Source organism: Mesotoga sp. UBA5825 (assembly GCF_002432955.1).
GTDB lineage: Bacteria > Thermotogota > Thermotogae > Petrotogales > Kosmotogaceae > Mesotoga.
The window spans coordinates 63,678-82,844 of the sequence record NZ_DJHG01000069.1; the positions used below are offsets into that span (position 1 = coordinate 63,678).

29 protein-coding genes and 1 pseudogene are annotated in these 19,167 nt (G+C 46.4%); all 30 read right to left on the reverse strand.

Going from position 1 to position 19,167, the window contains the following annotated elements:
* Positions 1–12: 12 nt before the first annotated feature.
* Positions 13–765: a type I methionyl aminopeptidase gene (gene map / locus B3N33_RS06565; RefSeq protein WP_214060607.1), complete on the reverse strand. Its 753-nt coding sequence runs from the start codon at positions 763–765 to the stop codon at positions 13–15.
* The gene (locus B3N33_RS06570) at positions 758–1,417 is read right to left on the reverse strand and encodes an adenylate kinase (RefSeq protein ID WP_214060608.1); all 660 of its coding nucleotides are present in this window, start codon (positions 1,415–1,417) and stop codon (positions 758–760) included. Before B3N33_RS06570 ends, map begins: the two co-directional genes overlap by 8 nt.
* 2 nt (positions 1,418–1,419) lie before the next feature.
* The gene (gene secY, locus B3N33_RS06575) at positions 1,420–2,721 is read right to left on the reverse strand and encodes a preprotein translocase subunit SecY (protein ID WP_292592613.1); all 1,302 of its coding nucleotides are present in this window, start codon (positions 2,719–2,721) and stop codon (positions 1,420–1,422) included.
* 2 nt (positions 2,722–2,723) lie between these two features.
* Positions 2,724–3,170, reverse strand: a complete 447-nt coding sequence (gene rplO / locus B3N33_RS06580; RefSeq protein ID WP_214060610.1) for a 50S ribosomal protein L15 — start codon at positions 3,168–3,170, stop codon at positions 2,724–2,726.
* Between the two features lie 13 nt (positions 3,171–3,183).
* On the reverse strand, positions 3,184–3,372 hold the full coding sequence (gene rpmD, locus B3N33_RS06585; RefSeq protein WP_099828921.1) for a 50S ribosomal protein L30: 189 nt from the start codon (positions 3,370–3,372) through the stop codon (positions 3,184–3,186).
* On the reverse strand, positions 3,372–3,977 hold the full coding sequence (gene rpsE / locus B3N33_RS06590; RefSeq protein WP_099828920.1) for a 30S ribosomal protein S5: 606 nt from the start codon (positions 3,975–3,977) through the stop codon (positions 3,372–3,374). Before rpsE ends, rpmD begins: the two co-directional genes overlap by 1 nt.
* Before the next feature lie 13 nt (positions 3,978–3,990).
* Positions 3,991–4,418: pseudogene (gene rplR, locus B3N33_RS06595) on the reverse strand (50S ribosomal protein L18).
* A 17-nt stretch (positions 4,419–4,435) separates the two neighbouring features.
* Positions 4,436–4,990 carry a 50S ribosomal protein L6 gene (rplF, locus tag B3N33_RS06600; RefSeq protein ID WP_214060612.1) on the reverse strand — a complete coding sequence of 185 codons (555 nt, stop codon included), beginning with the start codon at positions 4,988–4,990 and terminating at the stop codon, positions 4,436–4,438.
* 13 nt (positions 4,991–5,003) lie between these two features.
* Positions 5,004–5,408: a 30S ribosomal protein S8 gene (gene rpsH, locus B3N33_RS06605; protein WP_214060613.1), complete on the reverse strand. Its 405-nt coding sequence runs from the start codon at positions 5,406–5,408 to the stop codon at positions 5,004–5,006.
* Positions 5,409–5,421: 13 nt separating this feature from the next.
* The gene (locus B3N33_RS06610; RefSeq protein ID WP_214078149.1) at positions 5,422–5,607 is read right to left on the reverse strand and encodes a type Z 30S ribosomal protein S14; all 186 of its coding nucleotides are present in this window, start codon (positions 5,605–5,607) and stop codon (positions 5,422–5,424) included.
* Positions 5,608–5,619: 12 nt separating this feature from the next.
* Entirely contained in the window at positions 5,620–6,180 is a 561-nt protein-coding gene (gene rplE / locus B3N33_RS06615) for a 50S ribosomal protein L5 (RefSeq protein WP_099828916.1), read from the reverse strand.
* A gap of 16 nt (positions 6,181–6,196) precedes the next feature.
* Positions 6,197–6,517: a 50S ribosomal protein L24 gene (gene rplX / locus B3N33_RS06620; RefSeq protein WP_099828915.1), complete on the reverse strand. Its 321-nt coding sequence runs from the start codon at positions 6,515–6,517 to the stop codon at positions 6,197–6,199.
* Between the two features lie 12 nt (positions 6,518–6,529).
* On the reverse strand, positions 6,530–6,898 hold the full coding sequence (gene rplN / locus B3N33_RS06625) for a 50S ribosomal protein L14 (protein ID WP_099828914.1): 369 nt from the start codon (positions 6,896–6,898) through the stop codon (positions 6,530–6,532).
* Entirely contained in the window at positions 6,895–7,200 is a 306-nt protein-coding gene (rpsQ, locus tag B3N33_RS06630) for a 30S ribosomal protein S17 (protein WP_099772029.1), read from the reverse strand. The genes rplN and rpsQ overlap by 4 nt, the downstream gene beginning before the upstream one ends.
* Positions 7,201–7,206: 6 nt before the next feature.
* Positions 7,207–7,407: a 50S ribosomal protein L29 gene (rpmC, locus tag B3N33_RS06635; RefSeq protein ID WP_099772028.1), complete on the reverse strand. Its 201-nt coding sequence runs from the start codon at positions 7,405–7,407 to the stop codon at positions 7,207–7,209.
* Entirely contained in the window at positions 7,407–7,832 is a 426-nt protein-coding gene (rplP, locus tag B3N33_RS06640; RefSeq protein ID WP_006492352.1) for a 50S ribosomal protein L16, read from the reverse strand. Before rplP ends, rpmC begins: the two co-directional genes overlap by 1 nt.
* 24 nt (positions 7,833–7,856) lie before the next feature.
* Positions 7,857–8,486, reverse strand: coding sequence for a 30S ribosomal protein S3 (gene rpsC, locus B3N33_RS06645; protein WP_099828912.1), 630 nt, complete (start codon positions 8,484–8,486; stop codon positions 7,857–7,859).
* A gap of 10 nt (positions 8,487–8,496) precedes the next feature.
* Complete coding sequence (gene rplV / locus B3N33_RS06650; RefSeq protein WP_292589200.1) at positions 8,497–8,931, reverse strand: 50S ribosomal protein L22; 435 nt, start codon at positions 8,929–8,931, stop codon at positions 8,497–8,499.
* A 14-nt stretch (positions 8,932–8,945) separates the two neighbouring features.
* Positions 8,946–9,230 carry a 30S ribosomal protein S19 gene (rpsS, locus tag B3N33_RS06655; protein ID WP_039882973.1) on the reverse strand — a complete coding sequence of 95 codons (285 nt, stop codon included), beginning with the start codon at positions 9,228–9,230 and terminating at the stop codon, positions 8,946–8,948.
* A gap of 19 nt (positions 9,231–9,249) precedes the next feature.
* Complete coding sequence (rplB, locus tag B3N33_RS06660) at positions 9,250–10,077, reverse strand: 50S ribosomal protein L2 (RefSeq protein WP_214060616.1); 828 nt, start codon at positions 10,075–10,077, stop codon at positions 9,250–9,252.
* Positions 10,078–10,093: 16 nt separating this feature from the next.
* The gene (gene rplW, locus B3N33_RS06665) at positions 10,094–10,393 is read right to left on the reverse strand and encodes a 50S ribosomal protein L23 (protein WP_214060617.1); all 300 of its coding nucleotides are present in this window, start codon (positions 10,391–10,393) and stop codon (positions 10,094–10,096) included.
* Positions 10,393–11,073: a 50S ribosomal protein L4 gene (rplD, locus tag B3N33_RS06670; protein ID WP_292592619.1), complete on the reverse strand. Its 681-nt coding sequence runs from the start codon at positions 11,071–11,073 to the stop codon at positions 10,393–10,395. The genes rplW and rplD overlap by 1 nt, the downstream gene beginning before the upstream one ends.
* A 32-nt stretch (positions 11,074–11,105) precedes the next feature.
* Positions 11,106–11,738 carry a 50S ribosomal protein L3 gene (gene rplC, locus B3N33_RS06675; RefSeq protein WP_099828908.1) on the reverse strand — a complete coding sequence of 211 codons (633 nt, stop codon included), beginning with the start codon at positions 11,736–11,738 and terminating at the stop codon, positions 11,106–11,108.
* 22 nt (positions 11,739–11,760) lie between these two features.
* Positions 11,761–12,069 (reverse strand): 30S ribosomal protein S10, encoded by a 309-nt coding sequence (gene rpsJ / locus B3N33_RS06680; protein ID WP_006492343.1) that lies wholly within the window; start codon positions 12,067–12,069, stop codon positions 11,761–11,763.
* 70 nt (positions 12,070–12,139) lie between these two features.
* Entirely contained in the window at positions 12,140–13,336 is a 1,197-nt protein-coding gene (gene tuf, locus B3N33_RS06685; RefSeq protein WP_214078148.1) for an elongation factor Tu, read from the reverse strand.
* 33 nt (positions 13,337–13,369) lie between these two features.
* Positions 13,370–15,442, reverse strand: a complete 2,073-nt coding sequence (gene fusA, locus B3N33_RS06690) for an elongation factor G (RefSeq protein WP_292592625.1) — start codon at positions 15,440–15,442, stop codon at positions 13,370–13,372.
* Between the two features lie 25 nt (positions 15,443–15,467).
* Positions 15,468–15,935 (reverse strand): 30S ribosomal protein S7, encoded by a 468-nt coding sequence (gene rpsG, locus B3N33_RS06695; protein ID WP_214061067.1) that lies wholly within the window; start codon positions 15,933–15,935, stop codon positions 15,468–15,470.
* A gap of 14 nt (positions 15,936–15,949) precedes the next feature.
* Positions 15,950–16,324 (reverse strand): 30S ribosomal protein S12, encoded by a 375-nt coding sequence (gene rpsL, locus B3N33_RS06700; protein ID WP_006492338.1) that lies wholly within the window; start codon positions 16,322–16,324, stop codon positions 15,950–15,952.
* 120 nt (positions 16,325–16,444) lie between these two features.
* On the reverse strand, positions 16,445–17,374 hold the full coding sequence (locus tag B3N33_RS06705; protein WP_214078145.1) for a DNA polymerase III subunit delta: 930 nt from the start codon (positions 17,372–17,374) through the stop codon (positions 16,445–16,447).
* Positions 17,346–19,163, reverse strand: a complete 1,818-nt coding sequence (locus tag B3N33_RS06710; protein ID WP_292587898.1) for a penicillin-binding transpeptidase domain-containing protein — start codon at positions 19,161–19,163, stop codon at positions 17,346–17,348. Before B3N33_RS06710 ends, B3N33_RS06705 begins: the two co-directional genes overlap by 29 nt.
* Positions 19,164–19,167: the final 4 nt, after the last annotated feature.

The following is a 19,167-nucleotide window of genomic DNA, read 5'->3' on the forward strand; positions in this document are numbered from 1 at the left end:
CAGTGATCCTCCTCACAGTCTGGAAAGGATTTTTGGACCGTCTTTCATAATCGCTATGTCATGCTCAAAATGAGCTGCACGCGACCTGTCCTCAGTAACTACGGTCCATCCGTCTTCCAGGGTCTCTAAACTGTAGTGTCCGCTCGCAACCATGGGTTCGATCGCAAGGGTCATACCTGTTCTCAATAGCATTCCGCTTCCCTGTCTTCCATAATTGGGCACCTGAGGATCCTCATGAAGATTTACGCCCACTCCGTGGCCAACATAGTCTCTTATCACAGAAAAACCTGCGCTTTCCACGCAGCTCTGAATAGCGAAGCCTATGTCACCGAGCCTATTGCCGGCAACGGCCACTTCAATACCCTTGCAGAGCGCCTCTTCCGTCCGCTCCATGAGTAACCTGTCTTTCTCGCATAAATAACTTCCTACAACAAAAGACCTTGCAGCGTCTCCGATGAAGCCATCTTTGACTACTCCACAATCGACAGAGACGATATCGCCCTCAGAGAAGACTTTCGCTTTCAAGGGAAACCCGTGAATAACTTCTTCATTCACTGATACACAGAGAGTATAAGGGTATCCATTATAGCCCTTGAATGCGGGGATGCCACCTCTTCTATTGATCACATCTTCTGCTGCTCTTTCCATATCGTTCGCAGAAGCTCCTTCAACTGCGTAAGCTTCTACGACTGCCAACACTTCCGCAACGATCTTCGCAGCAAATTCGATTTTACATATTTCTTCTGGAGATTTCAACCTAACCATGTTTTGCCTTCTCCAGATGATCAACGATTTGGGCTGTGACACTATTGATTTCTCCTGAACCATCAACCTCTATTAGGTTTCCCTTTTCTTCTGAATAGTAGTTGACAACCGGCTCAGTCTTTTCCAAATAAACTCTATACCTTGCCCGCACAGTTTCAGGTTTGTCGTCATCACGCTGAACCAGGTTACTGCCGTCAATGTCACATCGACCTTCATTTCTTGGCTTCAGCGTCAGGAGATTGTAAACCTTACCACATTCGGGACAAACTCTCCTGCTTGAAATCCGGTTCACAACTTCCTCTTCAGTCGCATTTACTAAGAGTGAAACATCGATCTTCTTCTCGAGCACCGTAAGCATTTCGTCAAGAGCTATTGCCTGTTCGACAGTTCTTGGAAAGCCATCAAGTATGAATCCGTACTTTGCGTCCTCTCTTGACAACCTCTCCCTAACCAGGTCGATCATCAGGTTATCGGGGACGAGAAGCCCTTTGTCCATTATCTCTTTGACCTTCAGCCCAAGGTCAGTGCCAGCAGCCACGGCTTCCCTCAACATATCGCCAGTGGATATGTGCGGAATATCGAATTTTTGGGCTAATCTCTTTGCCTGCGTCCCCTTTCCTGCGCCAGGAGGACCCATGAGAATCACATTCATACTTATCTCCTTCCACGCAACTTGCCTTTCTTCACAAATCCCTCATAGTGTCTGACCATGAGATGCGTTTCCATCTGCTGAAGGATATCAATCGCAACACCCACAGCAATCAGCATTGAAGTTCCTCCAATAGCGAGGCCGCCAATGCTGAAAACCCCGCCTATAACTAACGGAAGCAACGCAATTACAACCAAAAAGACGGCTCCCATGAAGACAACTCTGTTCAGAACTCTCTGAATGTATTGTTGAGTAGAAAATCCGGGCCTGATTCCTGGGATGTATCCTCCGTAGTTACGTATATTATCTGAAACCTCCCTCACATCGAAAACCAATGAACTGTAGAAGAACGTGAAGAAGAAAACCATTCCACCATATAGGAGAATGTATACGGGAGAAGTCTGCGCAAAAAGTGTCTGAATTACATTCCTACCGCCACTTCCCTCAGGAAAAGCAGTAGCAATAAACTGAGGTAGCATCATTATTGCAGAACTGAATATTATCGGAATGACTCCACCTTGATTAACCTTAATGGGAATGTGGGTAGAAACTCCCCCATAGACCCTTCTGCCCGTAACTCTTCTGGCATACTGCACTTCAATCCTTCTCTCCCCCATCTGTACGTAAATAATGGAAACAACTGTGAAGAGAGCTATCGCTAGTAAAATCGCCCACTGAACTGGCGACAACGCGACTACTACCTGCATTATAGAAGCAGGGTATCTGGCAACTATTCCTCCGAAGATAAGAACCGATATTCCGTTCCCGATTCCCTTCTCGGTAATTCTCTCACCGAGCCACAAAAGGAACATTGTACCACCTATAAGAGTGGAGGTGGACAGAAGAACAAACAGAATTCTATTCGGAATTGCCATTATTGCAGTGTTAGAAGAGAGGCCAAATGATATAAGGAATCCTTGAAGACTCGCAAGTCCGACCGTCAACATCCTCGTGTAGCGAGCGTATTTCTTCTTTCCCTCTTCACCTTCCTTGAGCATTTCCTTCAGACTTGGAACTACAGCAGTGAGAAGTTGAAGCATAATCTGCGCGTTTATGTATGGAGTAACACTCATCAGAAATATTGAAAACTGCTCGACTGCCCCACCTGTGAAAACATCAAAGAAGCCTATGAATCCTCCGGCCCCGCCTTCAGATAGAGCCCCAAAGTAAGTTGACCAGGCCTGGATATTAATACCGGGGATTGGTATATAAACCCCTAGTCTGAAGACAGCCAGTGCAAGGAATGTGAAGAGGATTCTGTCTCTGAGCTCTGGAATCTTGAACGCGTTCTTCAGGGCATTCCACATTGTCAGATCACCTCTGCCTTTCCACCAGCAGCTTCAATCTTCTCCTTGGCAGTAGCGCTAAATGCATTTGCCTTGACGACGAAAGACTTAGTCAATTCACCTCTCGCCAATATTTTCACTCCGTCTTTGAGATCTTTCAGTATCTTGTTCTTGACAAGCATCTCGGGCGAAATCTCGCTGCCACTTTCAAATCTCTCTTCGAGAGTCGAGATATTTACAGTTGCATACACTATAGAACCTCGGTTTTTGAACCCTTTTTTTGGTGTTCTTCTGAATAGGGGTGTCTGTCCGCCCTCGAAGCGTGCAGCCACCTTGCCTGTCGCTCTTCCCTGGCCTTTGTGGCCTCTGGTGGCGGTCTTTCCCATTCCCGAACCGGTACCGCGTCCTATTCTTTTCTCTCTTGTTCTCGAACCGGGCGTCGGACTTAGATCCTCAACTTTAAAAGCCATCTTCCTACCCCCTTCAGTCATCAAGTTCTTCAACAGCAAGAAGATGTCGCACTGCATTCACCATGCCTCTAATCTGCGGAGAATCAGGCTGAACCACTTCACTGTCCAGCTTTCCAAGACCAAGTGCCTTAACCGTCTTCAGCTGTCTTCTGTTATAACCAATCGGACTCTTTATTAATCGAATTCTCAAACTCTTTGCCATTACTGACCTTCCTCCTCGTTGACTCCGTGGAAAACCGCCTTCAGAGGTACGTCCCTTAGCTTCGCAAAATCCTGGGGAGATCTCAGGCTAACCAAACCATTCAGAGCAGCTCTAGCCATATTGAGCGTGTTCGATGATCCAAGGGACTTCGTTAGGATATTCTTGACCCCTGCCAGCTCAACGACCGCCCTAACAGGCGAGTTAGCGATAATTCCCGTTCCTGGACCGGCAGGCTTAAGCATTATCTTTGCAGAATCCTGTCTTCCAATTGTCTCATGTGGTACGGTTTCGTTTCTTACCGCAACTTCAGTAACATTCTTCTTGGCTTCCAGCACTGCCTTCCTGATTGCAGTGGGGACCTCCCTGGCGCTACCAATTCCAAGACCGACCTTTCCATCTCGATTGCCCACAACTGCAACAACTCTAAAAGACAAGTTCTTGCCGCCGGCGACCACCTTCGTCACTCTACGTATTTCAATGATTCTTTCTTCAAATTCGTTGTCTTCAACCTGCTTTTCCACAGGGGCGTTTCTGGAAGCTCTGGGGCTTCTTCTTCCATCGCGTGAAGATTTCGAATTGCGATCATTCTTCATCTCTTCAGCCATCTTCTTCACCTCCTCAGAACTGTAGTCCACCTGCTCGAGCGCCCTCGGCAAGTGACTTGACTCTTCCATGGAACTTGAATCCTCCACGGTCGAAGACCACGCTGGTGATTCCCTTGTCTTTCGCCTTCTTCGCGAGGAGCTCCCCAACCTTTTTCGCAGCATCGACATTCCATGTCTTCTCAACAGAACCTCTAATCTCCTTGTCTACCGTCNNGCAGCATCGACATTCCATGTCTTCTCAACAGAACCTCTTATTTCCTTGTCTACCGTCGAGGCCGCAACAAGGGTTACTCCCTTGGAATCGTCTATTAGTTGAGCATATATGTGCTTCTCGCTTCTGAAGACTGCTAGTCTCGGTCTTTCCGATGTTCCGGAAACTGCAGACCTGACGCGAAGATGTCTCTTTCGCCTTTGTTCCTTTTTATCTTTATGTTTGAACACTCCAGCCGCCTCCTTGATTAGACCTTCTTACCGACTTTAGTTCTGATTGCTTCTCCCTTGTAACGTATTCCCTTTCCGGAATAAACGATCGGTATTCTCCATCGCTTGATGTTCGCAGCAACCTGGCCAACCAAGTACTTGTCAATTCCTTTGACAACTATAGCCTGCGGCGCTGGCACTTCAAACTCTATTCCAGCAGGAGGATCGACCTCAACCGGATGAGCGTAACCGAGATTCATTACAAGTTTCTTTCCCTGAAGCTGAGCTCTGTAACCTACTCCAACGATTTCGAGTTCCTTAACAAACCCTTGTGTAACACCCACGACCATGTTGTTTATTAGCGACCAAAAGGTCCCGGCATACTTGGCCAATCTCTTGTAATCGCTCTTTCTTATCACAACATCCTCATTTGACTTCACCCAGAGCTCTTTTTCGCCGGCTTCGATCTTCACAAGAGGAAGGAGTTCCTGTTTCAGCTCGCCTTTCGGTCCCTTCACAGTGATCAAGTTTCCTTCGATTTTGTATGATACACCAGCAGGGATTTTTATGGAATGCTTAAGTAGTCTAGACATCAGAACTCCCCCCCTACCACACGTAGCAGATGACTTCGCCGCCGACGCCTTGCGAACGGGCCTGCTTGTCTGTCATCACTCCGCTGGAAGTACTTACAATTGCTATTCCCATACCTGACTTTACCTTCGGAAGTTTGTCCTTGTTCACGTACATCCTTCTGCCAGGTTTGGAAATTCTCACGATTCCAGAGATGACGTTGATCTTATGCCTTCTGTCTCCCTTGTACTTCAAGAAGACTTTCAAGACACCCTGTTTGCCATCCTCTATGTATTTATAATCGTCTATATAGCCTTCCGCCTTCAAAATATCCAGAAGCTTCTTCTTCAGGTTAGAAGCCGGTATATCCACGCTCTCCTTGAAGGCAGCGTTGGCATTTCTTATTCTAGTGAGCATGTCGGCTATGGGATCACTCCACATTACATTTCCCTCCTCACCAGCTTGCTTTCTTCACACCGGGGAGTTTTCCCTCGGAAGCCAGCTGTCTAAAGCACACTCTGCAAAGACCGAACTCTCTATACACTGCTCTAGGTCTGCCACAAAGATTGCATCTGTTATATTTCCTTACTTTGAACTTGGGTTCTCGTTTCCACTTTTCGACTAATGATTTCTTCGCCATGCACCTACCTCCTTAGACCATGACTCTCTTGAAAGGAAGTCCTAGAAGTGCAAGCAACCTTCTGGCCTCCTCGTCAGTCTTGGCCGTGGTAACAACTATTATGTCCATTCCCTGAACTCGTTTTATCTGATCTGGCACAATTTCGGGAAAGACTAGCTGTTCGGGAAGTCCCATTGCATAATTGCCTCTGCCGTCAAACGAGTCCGGATCAACGCCTCTGAAGTCCCTCAGCTTCGGAAGAACAATATTTATCAGCTTGTAAAGGAAGTTGTACATCCTTGGACCTCTGAGGGTAACCTTCAATCCCACCGGCATTCCATCACGAAGTTTGAAGTTGGCTATACTCTTCTTGGCTTTCGTCACCACTGGCTTCTGTCCCGCTATCGTCATCAATTCCTTACCATGGAGATCGAGAAGATCCGCATTTCTAGATCCCTCTCCAATACCCATGTTTACTACTATTTTGGAGACTCTTGGCACTTCCAGCCTGTTCTTATAACCAAATTCCTTAGTCATGGTAGGGACTACTTCATTTTCAAATCTATCTTTCAAAGGGACGTATTCGTATGCCATCAACAATTCCTCCCCATTAGACCTTATCGATTATCTCGCCGCACTTCTTGCAGGCTCTAACCTTTTCGCCATTCTCAAGGATTTTGTGCGCGACTCTCGTAGGCTTATTACAGTTGGGGCAGACAACCATCACTTTCGAAACATATATTGGAGATTCCCTTTCAATTATTCCACCTTCACGGTATTGATTGGTTGGTCTCTGATGCTTTTTCGTGAAGTTGACACCCTCAACTATTATCTTCTTCTCCGAGGGAATTGTCTTAAGAACTTTGCCCTTCTTGCCCCTGTCTTTACCAGATATCACCATTACAATGTCTTCTCTCTTCACTCTACTCATTTGCGTCACTCCTCACCAGACTTCCTGAGCTAGAGAAGCGATTTTCGAAAATCCCTTATCTCTGATCTCCCTAGCTACAGGTCCAAAGACACGTGTCCCTCTGGGCTGGTTCTGCTTATCAATAATCACCGCAGCATTATCATCGAAGCGTATGTAAGTGCCGTCAGGTCTTCGAATCTCTTTAGCAGTTCTCACAAGCACGGCCCTCACTATATCGCCTTTCTTGAAATCTGTGTTCGGCGCAACATCCCTTACTGCAGCAACTACTATGTCACCAATGGTTCCCGATCTCTTTCTGTAACCACCGGTAACCTGAATGACCTTAATCATTCTCGCACCGGAATTGTCGGCGACCTTCAGGTAAGATTCAGACTGAATCATTTCTGGTCACCTCCGGAACCTTCAACGGTCTCGGGAGTTTCGGGAATTTCTCCCGTGTAGATATCCTTCTTGAGAACCTTAACGAGTTTGAACTTCTTCATCTTGCTAAGGGGTCTGCACTCTTCAATTTCAACTGTATCGCCCATTCCAGCAAGACCTTCTGGATCATCTGCGTGATACTTCTTAGTAGTTTTCATCGTCTTCCCATAGAAGGGATGTATATGCGTTCTTGTTACACTTACTACAATCGTTTTATCCATCTTGTCACTTACTACCGTTCCTACTAGTGTCTTTCTTGGCATGGCGGACTACCTCCTTATCCCCAGCTCACGACCGCGAAGGATAGTCTTTATCCTGGCTATGTCGCGCTTTACTACAGTTATCTGGGAATGGTTCTTCAACCTGTTCATTTCCAGCTGGAACCTGAGGTCCATCAGCTTTCTTTTTGAATCTTCGAGCATCTGAGTGAGTTCTTCATCTGTGAACTTTTGAAGTTCGACTGCTTTCATCAGAGCTCACCTCCTATCTGATACCTCGGTACTATCTTTGTTCTGATAGGTAACTTCGAAGCAGCTTTTTCGAGAGCCTCTTTCGCAAGCTGGTCAGGCACTCCTCCTATTTCGAACATGATCTTCCCTGGCTTGACGACAGCTACCCAGCCTTCGACATCTCCCTTTCCCTTCCCCATTCTCACGCCAATACCTTTTGATGTAATAGGTTTGTCAGGAAAGATTCGAATCCAGAGATTACCATTCCTCTTAAGTGTTCTCGTAATCGCAATTCGGCAGGACTCGATCTGCTGAGCAGTTATCCAGTGTGGTTCGAGAGCCTTTATTCCCCATTCACCAAAGTGAACGATAGTCCCGCCTTTTGCCTTGCCGTTCATCTTACCTCTTTGTTGCTTCCTGTATTTTACCCTTTTGGGCATTAACATTATGAACTACCTCCCCTCTTGCAATTACACCTGTACGTCGCCTTTGTAGATCCATACCTTCACTCCGATTATTCCCATCTTAGTAAAGGCTGTGGTGTAACCGTAGTCCAGATCAGCTCTGAGGGTCTGGAGAGGAAGTCTTCCTTCCAGGTACCACTCTGTCCTGGCAATATCAGCTCCGTTCAGTCTTCCGGAAACCATTATCTTGATACCTTTAGCTCCCTTTCTCATTGCAGTGAATATCGCTCTCTTCATGGCTCTCTTATAAGAAGCTCTCTTCTCAATTCTTGACGCAATATCCTCAGCAACAAGAATCGCATCGGTCTCGGGTGTTTTCACTTCTTCGATATTCAGCTGGAACTGCCTGGTTATAAGCTTCTCCAGCCGCTGCCTTAGCAGCTTCACTTCACTGCCTTTCTTTCCAATCATCACACCAGGTCTGGCGCACTTGATGGTAATAACCACCTTACCTGGCTCCGGCCTTTCGATGTAAATGTCGGAAACTCCGGCAGCCATGTAATTCTTCTTAAGAAAGTCCCTTATCTTAAGATCTTCGAGTAGATATTCTTTGTAGTTCCTCTCGTTAATCCATCGGGCTTTCCAATCTTTACTTACACCAAGCCTGAATCCATAAGGATGTACCTTCTGACCCACTTATGTCACCTCACTCCTGAGGATTGCTAGTTTCTTCGCGGTTTGCTACAACAACGGTTATGTGGCTAAATCTTTTCTGCTGAATATCTGCTCTTCCTCTACCTCGCGGCCACAATCGCTTCATTCTCGGACCGTCATCAACTACAGCTTTTTCAACATAGAGACTATCAATATTCAGTCCGAAATTGTTCTCTGCATTTGCTACTGCAGAGCGCAGAACTTTGTAAACCAAACGGGAGGCCTTTTTTGGTGAGAACTCTAGAATCTGAAAAGCCTCGCCCACTTCCTTATTTCTTATTGCGTTGACAACTGATCTCGCCTTTCTAGGGGAGATTCTGACAAACTTCGCAACTGCCTTTGCCTGAGTGACAGGAGTTGCTGCTGCTGCTTCTTTGCGCTTCCTATGGAAAACGGAACGCTTATCTCTCTGCGTAGCCTGCGCCATCTCAGCACCCTCCCTCATCTTACTTCACCCTTCTTGCTTTTCTTATCGGCATGCCCACCGAACCTCCTGGTGGGAGAGAACTCACCCAGTCTGTGACCAATCATATTCTCTGAAATGTAAACAGGTATATGCTTCATCCCGTTGTAGACAGCTATTGTGTGTCCGATCATTTCAGGAAGAATCATGGACGCCCTGCTCCAAGTCTTTATGGGTTTCTTTTCTCCCTTTTCATTCAGCTCTCTAATCTTTTTCAAGAGACTCGGGTGTACGTATGGGCCTTTCTTCTTAGATCTCGACATCTTCAACTACACCCCCTGATCAATTCTGGTTCCTGCGCTTCACTATGAGGTTATCTGAAGGCTTCTTGTTCTTCCTCGTTTTGTAACCTCTGGCTGGCTGTCCCCAGGGGCTCTGGGGAAGGTGTCCCTTAGAACGCCCTTCTCCTCCACCCATCGGGTGATCGACCGGGTTCATCGTCATGCCTCTGACCGACGGTCTAACTCCAAGCCATCTCTTTCTACCTGCTTTCCCATGGACCTCATTCGAGTGTTCTTCATTTCCGACCATGCCGATAGTTGCCATGCATTTCACAACTACTCTTCTCAACTCACCAGACGGCATCCTAAGAAGAGCGTATCTTCCCTCTTTTGCCATTAGCTGTGCGTAGGTACCCGCAGCTCTCGCAATCTGGCCGCCCTTGCCTGGTACAAACTCAACGTTATGCACGATTGTGCCGACCGGTATTCGCTCCAGTGGCATTGAATTTCCAACTGAAATCTCAGCCTGGTCGCCGTTCTGAATACCATCTCCGACCTTCAAACCCTTCGGTGCCAGCATGTATCTCTTCTCACCGTCGATGTATTGGAGAAGAGCAATCCTCGCCGTTCTGTTCGGGTCATACTCTATCGATACGACTTTCGCAGGAATACCTATCTTGTCTCTCTTGAAATCGATAACCCTGTAACGTTTTTTGGTTCCGCCACCCTGATGTCTAACAGTTATCCTTCCATGATGGTTTCTACCCGCGTTCTTGTTGATTGGCTCCAGAAGAGACTTTTCCGGTTCAGTCTTTGTAACTTCCTTGAAGTCTGGAAGAAGCATAGACCTTCTGCTTTTGGTGACGGGATTAAACTTTCTCAATGCCATGTCATATCACCTCGCCTTAGTGTTGGCCTTCGAGTTCTTTAATCCTGTATCCAGTCACAAGCGTAACGATTGCTTTCTTCCAGGACCTCGACTTGCCAACAAAGACACCGCGCTTCTTTGGTTTTCCCTTAATGTTCATGATATTTACCTGTTTAACCTTCACATTGAAAAGCTTCTCAACGGCGTCTTTGACTGTCTGCTTATTGGCATCTCTATGTACCTCAAAAATGTACTTGTTCAATTCACCAGAAGCAACTGTCTTTTCGGTGATCAACGGTCTGAGGAGAACGTCTCCGTAATACTTCATTTCAGTCATTACCCGAGCACCTCCTCGATCTTACGAACAAGATCAGTAGTGATCACAAGCTTTTCATGATTTACTATGTCGTAGACGTTAAGCCCGTCGATATTCGCCTTACTGGTGACGGCTGTATTTCCGGGATTGTCTGCGATTATTACCTTCACGCCATAGATGTTTTTCCCGGAGAGTCTAACGTTCTGATACTCATCCTTCTGCCACGGCAGAACGAAGAGCGTCTTCTGCGACTTATCGAGTCCAAGGTTACTCAAGACCTCCCTGAGCTGCTTCGTCTTTGGTTTGTCGAATTTGAGATCATCCAACACAATTAAATTGCCTTCATTGAGTCTGATACTTAGAACTGATCGTAGCGCAACCTTCTTCATTTTCTTGGTCATATTGAACGACCAGTCTTTTGGCTTCGGTCCATGAATCACTCCACCGTGCCTCCAGAGTGGACTTCTGGTTGAACCGACTCTTGCTCTTCCTGTGTGTTTCTGGGCCCAGGGTTTTCTTCCCCCGCCCCTAACCTCTGATCTTGTCTTCGCCGAAGCCAGTCCGGCACGTCTGCCTGAAAGCTGCATATTAACGTATCTGTACATCAGATCCTTGTTAGGTTCAACGTTAAAAACGCTTTCACTCAGTTCTACTGTGCCAACTTTCTGGCCGGCCACATTCACAACGTCGGCTTGAGCCATTGTTGCGTCCTCCTTCCAACACATTTTCGGGGCTATCTGTTTGCGCTCTTGATTATTAAGAGGCCGCCCCTCGCTCCTGGAACTGCGCCATAAATGGCTAAGAGTCCATTCTCTGCATCGACTTTTACTACGGTTAGATTCTTTACTGTCTTCTTTTCGTTACCGTACTGACCGGGCATCTTCTTGCCCTTCCAGATCTTCGCCGGATCAGTGTGGTTACCTACTGAACCTAGCTCTCTGTGGAATTTCGAACCATGAGAAGCCTCTCCGCCTCTGAAGTTCCATCTCTTCATCGCGCCGGAAAAACCTCTCCCCTTCGAAAATCCAGTCACATCTACCTTCTCGCCTTCAGAAAAGACGCCGACTTCTATGATATCACCAACATTGAAGTCATTGACGTTACCAAACTTGAACTCTTTGAGAACTCTATGTGGTTTGACCTTTGCTGCTTCAAACTTTTTCACCAGCGGCTTTGTCAGTATTTTCTTTGCTCTTTCCGGTGTAAGCTCCTCGAATCCAACTTGAACGGCGTCGTATTCGCCACCTTCACTCGTCTTTTTCTGTACTACTGTACATGGACCGGCTTTCACTACGGTAACTCCGAAGGCTTTTCCATCTTTGTATATAGTTGTCATACCGAGTTTTCTACCCAATATACCTTTCATCTATCACACCTCCGAAGTCTCTTTACAGTTTAATCTCCACGTCTACACCCGCGGGGAGGTCGACTTTCATAAGAGAATCTATCGTCTTTGGTGTAGGATCTAGTATCTCAATCAACCTCTTATGAACTAGCTTCTCAAACTGCTCTCTTGCATCCTTAAACTTGTGTGGCGAAGTTAGAACAGTGTAGAGCGTCCTCTCCGTTGGCAATGGCACCGGACCCGATACCTTGGCATTGGTGAGCTTTACAGCTTCGACAATTTTCTTGGCCGACAAGTCAAGCAGTTTATGATCGTAAGCCTTCAAGCGAATCCTGATTTTTTGCTTGGCCATGCCTAAATGTTCCCTCCTTCTGTTAACAGGGAAGGGAGATTACTCCCCCTTCTCCTGAAAAGACCGTTAATCACTCAATTATTGAGCTGACGACTCCGGCGCCAACTGTCCTGCCACCCTCACGGATTGCAAATCTCAAACCCTTTTCAATCGCAACGGGGTAGATAAGCTGGATAGTCATTTCAACGTTATCGCCAGGAATAACCATTTCGACACCCTCGGGAAGATCCGCGATTTCTCCAGTAACGTCTGCTGTCTTAATGAAGAACTGAGGCCTGTAACCCTTTGTGAACGGAGAATGGCGTCCGCCTTCTTCCTTCTTCAGAACATAGACGTTTGCCGTGAATTTCTTGTGAGGTGTTATTGATCCTGGTTTTGCAAGTACCTGCCCTCTCTTGACTTCTTCCTTTGCCACACCTCTCAGAAGTGCCCCGATATTGTCGCCGGCCTGCCCTTCGTCAAGGAGTTTTCTGAACATTTCCACACCGGTACATACTGTCTTCTTCGTCTCATAAGAGAGTCCAATTATCTCAACTTCATCGCCGACATGAACAGCTCCGCGCTCAATTCTTCCAGTAACTACCGTTCCTCTTCCTGTAATGGTAAAGATATCCTCCACCGGCATAAGGAAGGGCTTGTCAGTTTCTCTGACAGGGTCCGGGAAGTAATCGTCGCAGGCATTCATCAGCTCGTATATGCTCTCTGTCCATTCATTTGGACTTTCTGCTTCAAGTGCCTTCAGCGCAGAGCCCTTGATCACGGGAAGCTCGTCGCCAGGGAACTCGTAGGAAGATAGAAGCTCTCTTACTTCTTCCTCAACCAATTCGACCAATTCTTCGTCGTCGACCGCGTCAACCTTGTTTATGTACACCACCATTGCGGGAACGTTGACCTGTCTCGCAAGGAGAACGTGTTCTCTTGTCTGAGGCATGACACCGTCAGTAGCAGCGACAACAAGAATAGCCCCATCCATCTGAGCGGCTCCGGTGATCATGTTCTTGATATAGTCAGCGTGACCTGGACAGTCGATGTGGGCGTAATGCCTTTTGTCAGTCTGGTACTCGATATGAGCAACGTTGATTGTGATTCCTCTTGCTTTTTCCTCCGGCGCCTTGTCAATTGAGTCAAACGGGGAGAAGTCAGCAAGACCCTTAAATGCCAGACTCTTTGTAATTGCCGCAGTAAGAGTAGTCTTACCGTGGTCAATGTGTCCAATCGTACCGATGTTAAGATGTGGTTTTGAACGTTCAAATTTTTCCTTAGCCATGGTTTCCCTCCTCCAAAAACTTATTTGGGATCTCTATCTTCCAAGAATCTTATCTGCAATTTTCACTGGAACTTCCGAATAGTGGGAGAACTGAATAATGTGGATTGCTCTTCCCTGCGAGAGGGATCTGCAAACCGTCGCATAACCGAAAAGCTCGGAAAGAGGAACGTGAGCCTTAATAATCTTGAGACCAGCCCTGGTCTCGAAACCCTCAATCTTGGCTCGCCTGGAATTCAGATCAGCAATCAAGTCTCCCATATATTCTTCAGGCGTATTAATCTCTACAGCCATTATCGGTTCAAGCAAAGAAGGACTCGCTTTGCGTACAGCTTCTTTGAAGGCCATCGATCCAGCAATACTAAAAGCAATCTCCGAAGAATCCACTTCGTGGTAAGAACCGTCCAGCAAACAAACTTTCACGTTGACCATAGGGTAACCAGCAAGAAATCCCGAATTCATCGCTTCTCTGACTCCACGCTCAACAGGCTTTATGAACTCCCTCGGAATTGTTCCGCCGACCGTACTGTCTTCAAAAACGAAGTTGGAATTCTTGTCAGTGATGGGCTCAACACTTAAGATCACATGCCCGTATTGACCCTTGCCACCGGTCTGTCTTATATACTTCGCTTCACCAATGGCTTTCGCTCTTATTGTCTCTCGATAAGCGACCTGTGGGTTTCCAACCCTTAGGCCAACGTTAAACTCTCTCTTGATTCTCTCAACAATTACCTCAAGATGAAGTTCCCCCATTCCCGACAAGATCGTCTCTCCCGTCTCCGTGTCAACATAACTCCTAAGGGAAGGATCCTCCTCTACGAGAGCAAAAAGCGCTTTACTCAGCTTAGAAGCATCATCTTTAGTCTGTGGTTCTATCGCAATCGAGATTACAGGTTCCGGAAACTCGATCTTCTCCAGGATAATCTTTTCATTAGCATGACCCACTGTTTCTCCGGTCATGGTATTCTTTAAACCAACGACTGCAACTATATCCCCGGCACGTATATAGTCAACCTCTTCTCTCTTATCTGCATGCATGAATAGTAGTCTGGAAATCCTCTCCTTGACGTTCTTGTTTGCGTTAATTACGTATGATCCCTTCTCTAGAGAACCTGAATACACCCTTAAAAAGGTCAATTTTCCAACAAATGGATCAACCATTATCTTGAAAGCCAATGCAACAAAGGGTCCGTTCTCGTCCGGGTGAACCTCAATTTCATTTCCACTGTCAATTAACTCTCCTATTACGGGGGGTAGATCCTTCGGCGATGGCAGGTAATCGACAACAGCATCGAGCAGCAGCTGAATCCCCTTGTTCTTAAAGGCAGATCCACAGAGAACCGGAGTCAATAGTCCCGCAAGAGTAGCTTTCCTTATTGCCGCTTTCATTCTATCTGACGGAAGATCCTTACCCTCTATATATAACTCCATGAGTTCTTCGTCAAACTCAGCGACGTGAGTAACCAGATCTTCGCGAGCCTCTTCCACCTCGTTCAGCATACTCTCTGGTATTACTGAGACTTCGTATTCCGTCCCGTCTTGGTTAGTCCATCGAAACGCTTTCATCTCGACAAGGTCAATAACGCCTTCGAAGTTTGACTCAGAACCAATTGGGAGCTGAATTGCCACGGGGTTGGCCTTCAATTTAGCAATCATGGAATCAACTGCTGCCTTAAAATCAGCTCCGATTTTATCCATCTTGTTCATGAAGGCAATTCTAGGAACATGATATTTGTCTGCCTGTCTCCAAACTGTCTCGGACTGCGGCTCAACTCCAGCCTGAGCGTCAAACACGGCAACGGCGCCGTCAAGAACCCTCAACGATCTTTCAACCTCAACCGTAAAGTCAACGTGCCCGGGTGTATCAATAATATTAATCCGATAATCCTTCCAAAATGCTGTAGTTGCTGCAGAAGTGATAGTGATGCCTCTTTCCTTCTCCTGGTCCATCCAATCCATTGTTGCGGTACCTTCGTCAACACTACCGAGTTTGTAATTTTTCCCAGTATAGAAGAGAATACGCTCGGTGGTAGTTGTCTTACCCGCGTCTATATGGGCCATTATTCCTATGTTTCGGGTCTTTTCTAGGGTCGTGACTCTCTCTTTCACTATCCTTCCTCCTGCCGAACTGCCTCTACCATCTGAAATGAGCGTAAGCCTTTCCAGCCTCCGCCATTCTGTGCACGTCTTCTCTCTTCTTAACGGCGTTTCCCTGTCCATTGTATGCGTCAACAAGTTCCAAAGCGAGCTTCTCTTTGAGTGGTTTGCCCGACTTCGACCTAGCGGATGTTACTATCCATCTTATCGCAAGCGCAACTGCACGTCTTTCAGGAACTTCGAAAGGTATCTGATATGTAGACCCCCCAACTCTTCTTGGCCTTACTTCCAAAAGAGGTTTCACGTTGTTGAGAGCTTTCTTAAATGCCTCCATCGGGGGCTGCTTAGTTCTCTCGGAGAGAGCTTCGAGTGCTCCATATACCGCTGCTTCTGCCTTGCTCTTCTTTCCACCAATCATTATCTTGTTGATTAATCTTGTTACTACTGCGTCATTGTAGATTGGATCAAGTACTACTTCTCTCTTCTCAGACTGACGTCTTCTCATCTAGAACTGCCTCCTTATTTCTTCGGCCTCTTGGCGCCATATCGACTTCTCGACTGCTTCCTGTTCGCTACACCTTCAGCGTCTAAAGTACCTCTCACTATCTTGTATCTTACGCCAGGAAGGTCCTTCACTCTTCCACCTCTTACAAGAACTACGGAATGCTCCTGCAGGTTGTGACCTTCACCAGGAATGTAGGCCGTTACTTCTGTCCCATTTGAGAGACGTACTCTCGCGATTTTCCTCAGAGCTGAGTTCGGCTTCTTAGGTGTCATTGTAGAGACCCTTACACAGACTCCTCGCTTCTGAGGATTGTTTTCAAGAGCCGGAGAAGCAGACTTCTGCTTCAACTGTTTCCTTCCGTGTCTTATCAATTGATTTATAGTGGGCATCTGGTTGCGATTCGCCTCCTTATAAGCATTTTGCCGAAAGCAATTGTACAATGCGCTGGTGGTACTGTCAATTGAAGCTAGCTGAACGGGATGTTTCAGGTAGAAAATGTTACCTAAGAGTTACTTCAAGTTTGAAGATTCTCCGACTAACTGAAAAAACGAAAGTTGCTGATTTGATTGCCCATTCTTTATTGATTCATCGAGCTCTTGAAGAAAGACGATTAGATTCTTCAGAAACAACTTAGAATGCAAAAGGCTGAGATTTACTCTCTTCTCTCTCATGTTTGAAAAACTGTACCCCAGAAGTTTTGCAACTCTTGCACTAGCTATACCAGTCGAACTAGAGATATCTTTTATCTCCGTCCAAGTCACACCTGTTCGTCCTTTTCTCTTCTCCAGTATCGTGCCCAAATCAATAGCAAGCTTAGCCAGTACCGAGGAGAAGTAAGTAAATGGAACCGATGATTCCTTGGCGAAGCTAAGAAAACTCTCATCATTACTCAGGAAGCAAACCGCAAGGAATTCAACCTCTGTAGCGATATCGAAATCGATAAACTTCTCAACAGTTTTCTCATCTATTTCGGGAGAGAGTACGGATAATTTTTCGAGTTCACGGAGGATTCTGAATTCTTTCTTTCCCACTCTGCTTAAAATGGCCTCAGCCGCAGCCCTAGAGATCGTTTTTCCGGTAAGTTTGGCAATTTTCATAGTGTGCAACTGCCACTTGTCGTCTTCCCACGGCTTAGGAAGAACGAAGATGTGCTTTTCTGACTCAACATCTATGTCCAAACGTCCCTCGATGAAAACATCGATCTCCTCGCCTAAGGAAGAAATCAACGCCTCAACGGCCTTCCTCTCCTCTTTCTTCCAAACATCGAATTTGGAGAGCTTCACAGGTTTCGGTCCGAACATCCCCACGGTTGAAACCGCCGTCCTGAACTTAACGTTCTTGTCAGGCATATCTTCGCTTATGTGGAAAAAACCCGTTGCTCTCTCTCGAATGAAGAAGTCTTTCAGAACCTCACTGTCCCCCGTTATCTCGTATATCATAGCTTAATTCTCCTAACCAAACTTCAAATCTATCTTCAACAGGCTGGCCTATCTCCGGGTACTGGCTTATGACACAACCCGAGCCGTGAATTACTATCTTGTCGACCCCATAGATCTCCGCAATTTCTCTTACATCTAGTAGTGAGTATCCTCCTAGATCGGGCATCTTCCAGCTGTAAACACCTTCGTAGATCTCTTTTTCAACACCTATCCCGTATAGATTTCTCACAATTGAAGCAAACATCGGAGCCGCTACGAATCCTCCGTAGTAAGCGCCTGCCTTTGGTGTATCTATCATTATATATAAAGTGTATGTCGGATTTTCAACAGGAAAGAAACCGTAGAAAAGCGAATAATAAGTCTCTTCGTTATACCCTCCCGGTCCAGCCTTTTGAGCAGTTCCGGTCTTCCCGGCTATTCTGATTCCATCAACTCTGGCCATTGTGCCGGTTCCCTCGATCACTACGCTCTCAAGTATTGGAAGCATGGTTGAAACTAGTTCTGGGGAAAACAGAGTCCCATCAACTTTCTTAGGAATGTTTGTCAGCCCCTCGCCGCTCCTTATGGCTCTGACAAACGTTGGAGTAATGAATTGCCCCCCTGAAGGAAAGACATTGAGAGCTTTTACCATCTGGAATATGTTAACCCCGAGACCCTGACCTATTGGGAACTGGTAGGGAGAAATCAGCGACCAATCCTTTGCCCTGGGTAGAATTCCGGGAGTCTCGCCAGGAAGATCTACTCCTGAGAGCCTACCAAACCCAATATTTCTTAACTGATTGTACATTTCCTCCTTACCAAGAGTATTAAGTATCTTCCCACCCACCTGAACCGTAGCAACGTTGCATGAATTGATGATTGCCTCCCTGAAAGTCTGAACACCGTGTCGTTCGCCCTCTACATCTCTGATAACTATGTCGAGTCCAGGAACAGGCTGGATCCTTCCAGTGCATTGAAAAGTCATGGTTTCTGTAATGGATCCGCTTTGCAACGCCAATGAGTAGATCAACGGTTTTATTGTTGAACCTGGTTCAAAGATTCCCATCAATCCAACGTCCCAGTCGTAGGCACCTGCATAAGCCAGTATCTTTCCCGTCTTGCTCTCTATGAGGAGCGCAACTCCACCGTCTGCCATGTTCTTCTCGACGGTTGTCATTAGTTCTTCGTATACCATTTTCTGAATGTCTATGTCAATCGAGAGATATATGTCATCGCCATTTGTTGGTTCTTCTCTCCAAGCACTTGTGAGCGTCCTCCTTATCAAACCGTCCTCTTTGCCTGAAAGATGCTCGTTGTAGCTTAGCTCTATACCATTAAGCGGAACCCCGCCCTTGTCAAGCTTACCGATTATCCTATCTAAACCATATTCTCCAAAACTCAATCTCTCCCTCTGCATTTCCAGGGAGATATACCGTCTTGTTATTGGTGTAATTCTTCGTTGCATCTCATCGTTAGTCGGCGCAGTGCCAAGAAGGAGAAAACTCTTTGTGCTCTGAAGATTTTCCTGAAGTTTCTCATAAGAAATGCCGAAAGAAAGCTCAACATTCTTGAGAACACGATCCACTTGATCGGACGAAGTCGCAAGTCGTAGATACCCAAGATCAAGCCATGCTTCATAGATCAGTGAATCACTAGCTAGAAGTCTGCCTCTTGAATCGTAGATAGAGCCTCTCAGAGCAGGAATCTTGTTTACTCCGAGCACCACCGGCAAATCCGGTTCAGTAAACAGGGAGATATACCCCGCTCTTACCGCGAAGACTCCCACACAAAGTATAAGAAGAACATACAACAGT

Bases quoted from the DNA above. Each gene is read 5' to 3' on its own strand.
- rpsG (WP_214061067.1), bottom strand. From the start codon at position 15,935: ATGAGAAGACGTCAGTCTGAGAAGAGAGAAGTAGTACTTGATCCAATC.
- rpsS (WP_039882973.1), bottom strand. From the start codon at position 9,230: ATGTCGAGATCTAAGAAGAAAGGCCCATACGTACACCCGAGTCTCTTG.
- rplV (WP_292589200.1), bottom strand. From the start codon at position 8,931: ATGGCGCAGGCTACGCAGAGAGATAAGCGTTCCGTTTTCCATAGGAAG.
- rplF (WP_214060612.1), bottom strand. From the start codon at position 4,990: ATGTCTAGACTACTTAAGCATTCCATAAAAATCCCTGCTGGTGTATCA.
- B3N33_RS06705 (WP_214078145.1), bottom strand. From the start codon at position 17,374: ATGATATACGAGATAACGGGGGACAGTGAGGTTCTGAAAGACTTCTTC.
- B3N33_RS06610 (WP_214078149.1), bottom strand. From the start codon at position 5,607: ATGGCGAAGAAATCATTAGTCGAAAAGTGGAAACGAGAACCCAAGTTC.
- rplN (WP_099828914.1), bottom strand. From the start codon at position 6,898: ATGATTCAGTCTGAATCTTACCTGAAGGTCGCCGACAATTCCGGTGCG.
- secY (WP_292592613.1), bottom strand. From the start codon at position 2,721: ATGTGGAATGCCCTGAAGAACGCGTTCAAGATTCCAGAGCTCAGAGAC.
- rplW (WP_214060617.1), bottom strand. From the start codon at position 10,393: ATGACTGAAATGAAGTATTACGGAGACGTTCTCCTCAGACCGTTGATC.
- rplX (WP_099828915.1), bottom strand. From the start codon at position 6,517: ATGAGTAGAGTGAAGAGAGAAGACATTGTAATGGTGATATCTGGTAAA.
- rplE (WP_099828916.1), bottom strand. From the start codon at position 6,180: ATGGCATACGAATACGTCCCTTTGAAAGATAGATTTGAAAATGAAGTA.
- rpsJ (WP_006492343.1), bottom strand. From the start codon at position 12,069: ATGGCCAAGCAAAAAATCAGGATTCGCTTGAAGGCTTACGATCATAAA.
- map (WP_214060607.1), bottom strand. From the start codon at position 765: ATGGTTAGGTTGAAATCTCCAGAAGAAATATGTAAAATCGAATTTGCT.
- rplO (WP_214060610.1), bottom strand. From the start codon at position 3,170: ATGGCTTTTAAAGTTGAGGATCTAAGTCCGACGCCCGGTTCGAGAACA.
- tuf (WP_214078148.1), bottom strand. From the start codon at position 13,336: ATGGCTAAGGAAAAATTTGAACGTTCAAAACCACATCTTAACATCGGT.
- rplP (WP_006492352.1), bottom strand. From the start codon at position 7,832: ATGTTAATGCCCAAAAGGGTAAAATACAGGAAGCAACAAAGAGGTAAG.
- rpsQ (WP_099772029.1), bottom strand. From the start codon at position 7,200: ATGCCAAGAAAGACACTAGTAGGAACGGTAGTAAGTGACAAGATGGAT.
- rpsL (WP_006492338.1), bottom strand. From the start codon at position 16,324: ATGCCCACTATAAATCAATTGATAAGACACGGAAGGAAACAGTTGAAG.
- rpsH (WP_214060613.1), bottom strand. From the start codon at position 5,408: ATGTGGAGTGATCCCATAGCCGACATGCTCACTAGAATAAGAAATGCC.
- rpmC (WP_099772028.1), bottom strand. From the start codon at position 7,407: ATGAAAGCAGTCGAACTTCAAAAGTTCACAGATGAAGAACTCACTCAG.
- rpmD (WP_099828921.1), bottom strand. From the start codon at position 3,372: ATGGCAAAGAGTTTGAGAATTCGATTAATAAAGAGTCCGATTGGTTAT.
- rpsE (WP_099828920.1), bottom strand. From the start codon at position 3,977: ATGGCTGAAGAGATGAAGAATGATCGCAATTCGAAATCTTCACGCGAT.
- B3N33_RS06570 (WP_214060608.1), bottom strand. From the start codon at position 1,417: ATGAATGTGATTCTCATGGGTCCTCCTGGCGCAGGAAAGGGGACGCAG.
- rplC (WP_099828908.1), bottom strand. From the start codon at position 11,738: ATGAAAGGTATATTGGGTAGAAAACTCGGTATGACAACTATATACAAA.
- rplD (WP_292592619.1), bottom strand. From the start codon at position 11,073: ATGGCTCAAGCCGACGTTGTGAATGTGGCCGGCCAGAAAGTTGGCACA.
- rplB (WP_214060616.1), bottom strand. From the start codon at position 10,077: ATGGCATTGAGAAAGTTTAATCCCGTCACCAAAAGCAGAAGGTCTATG.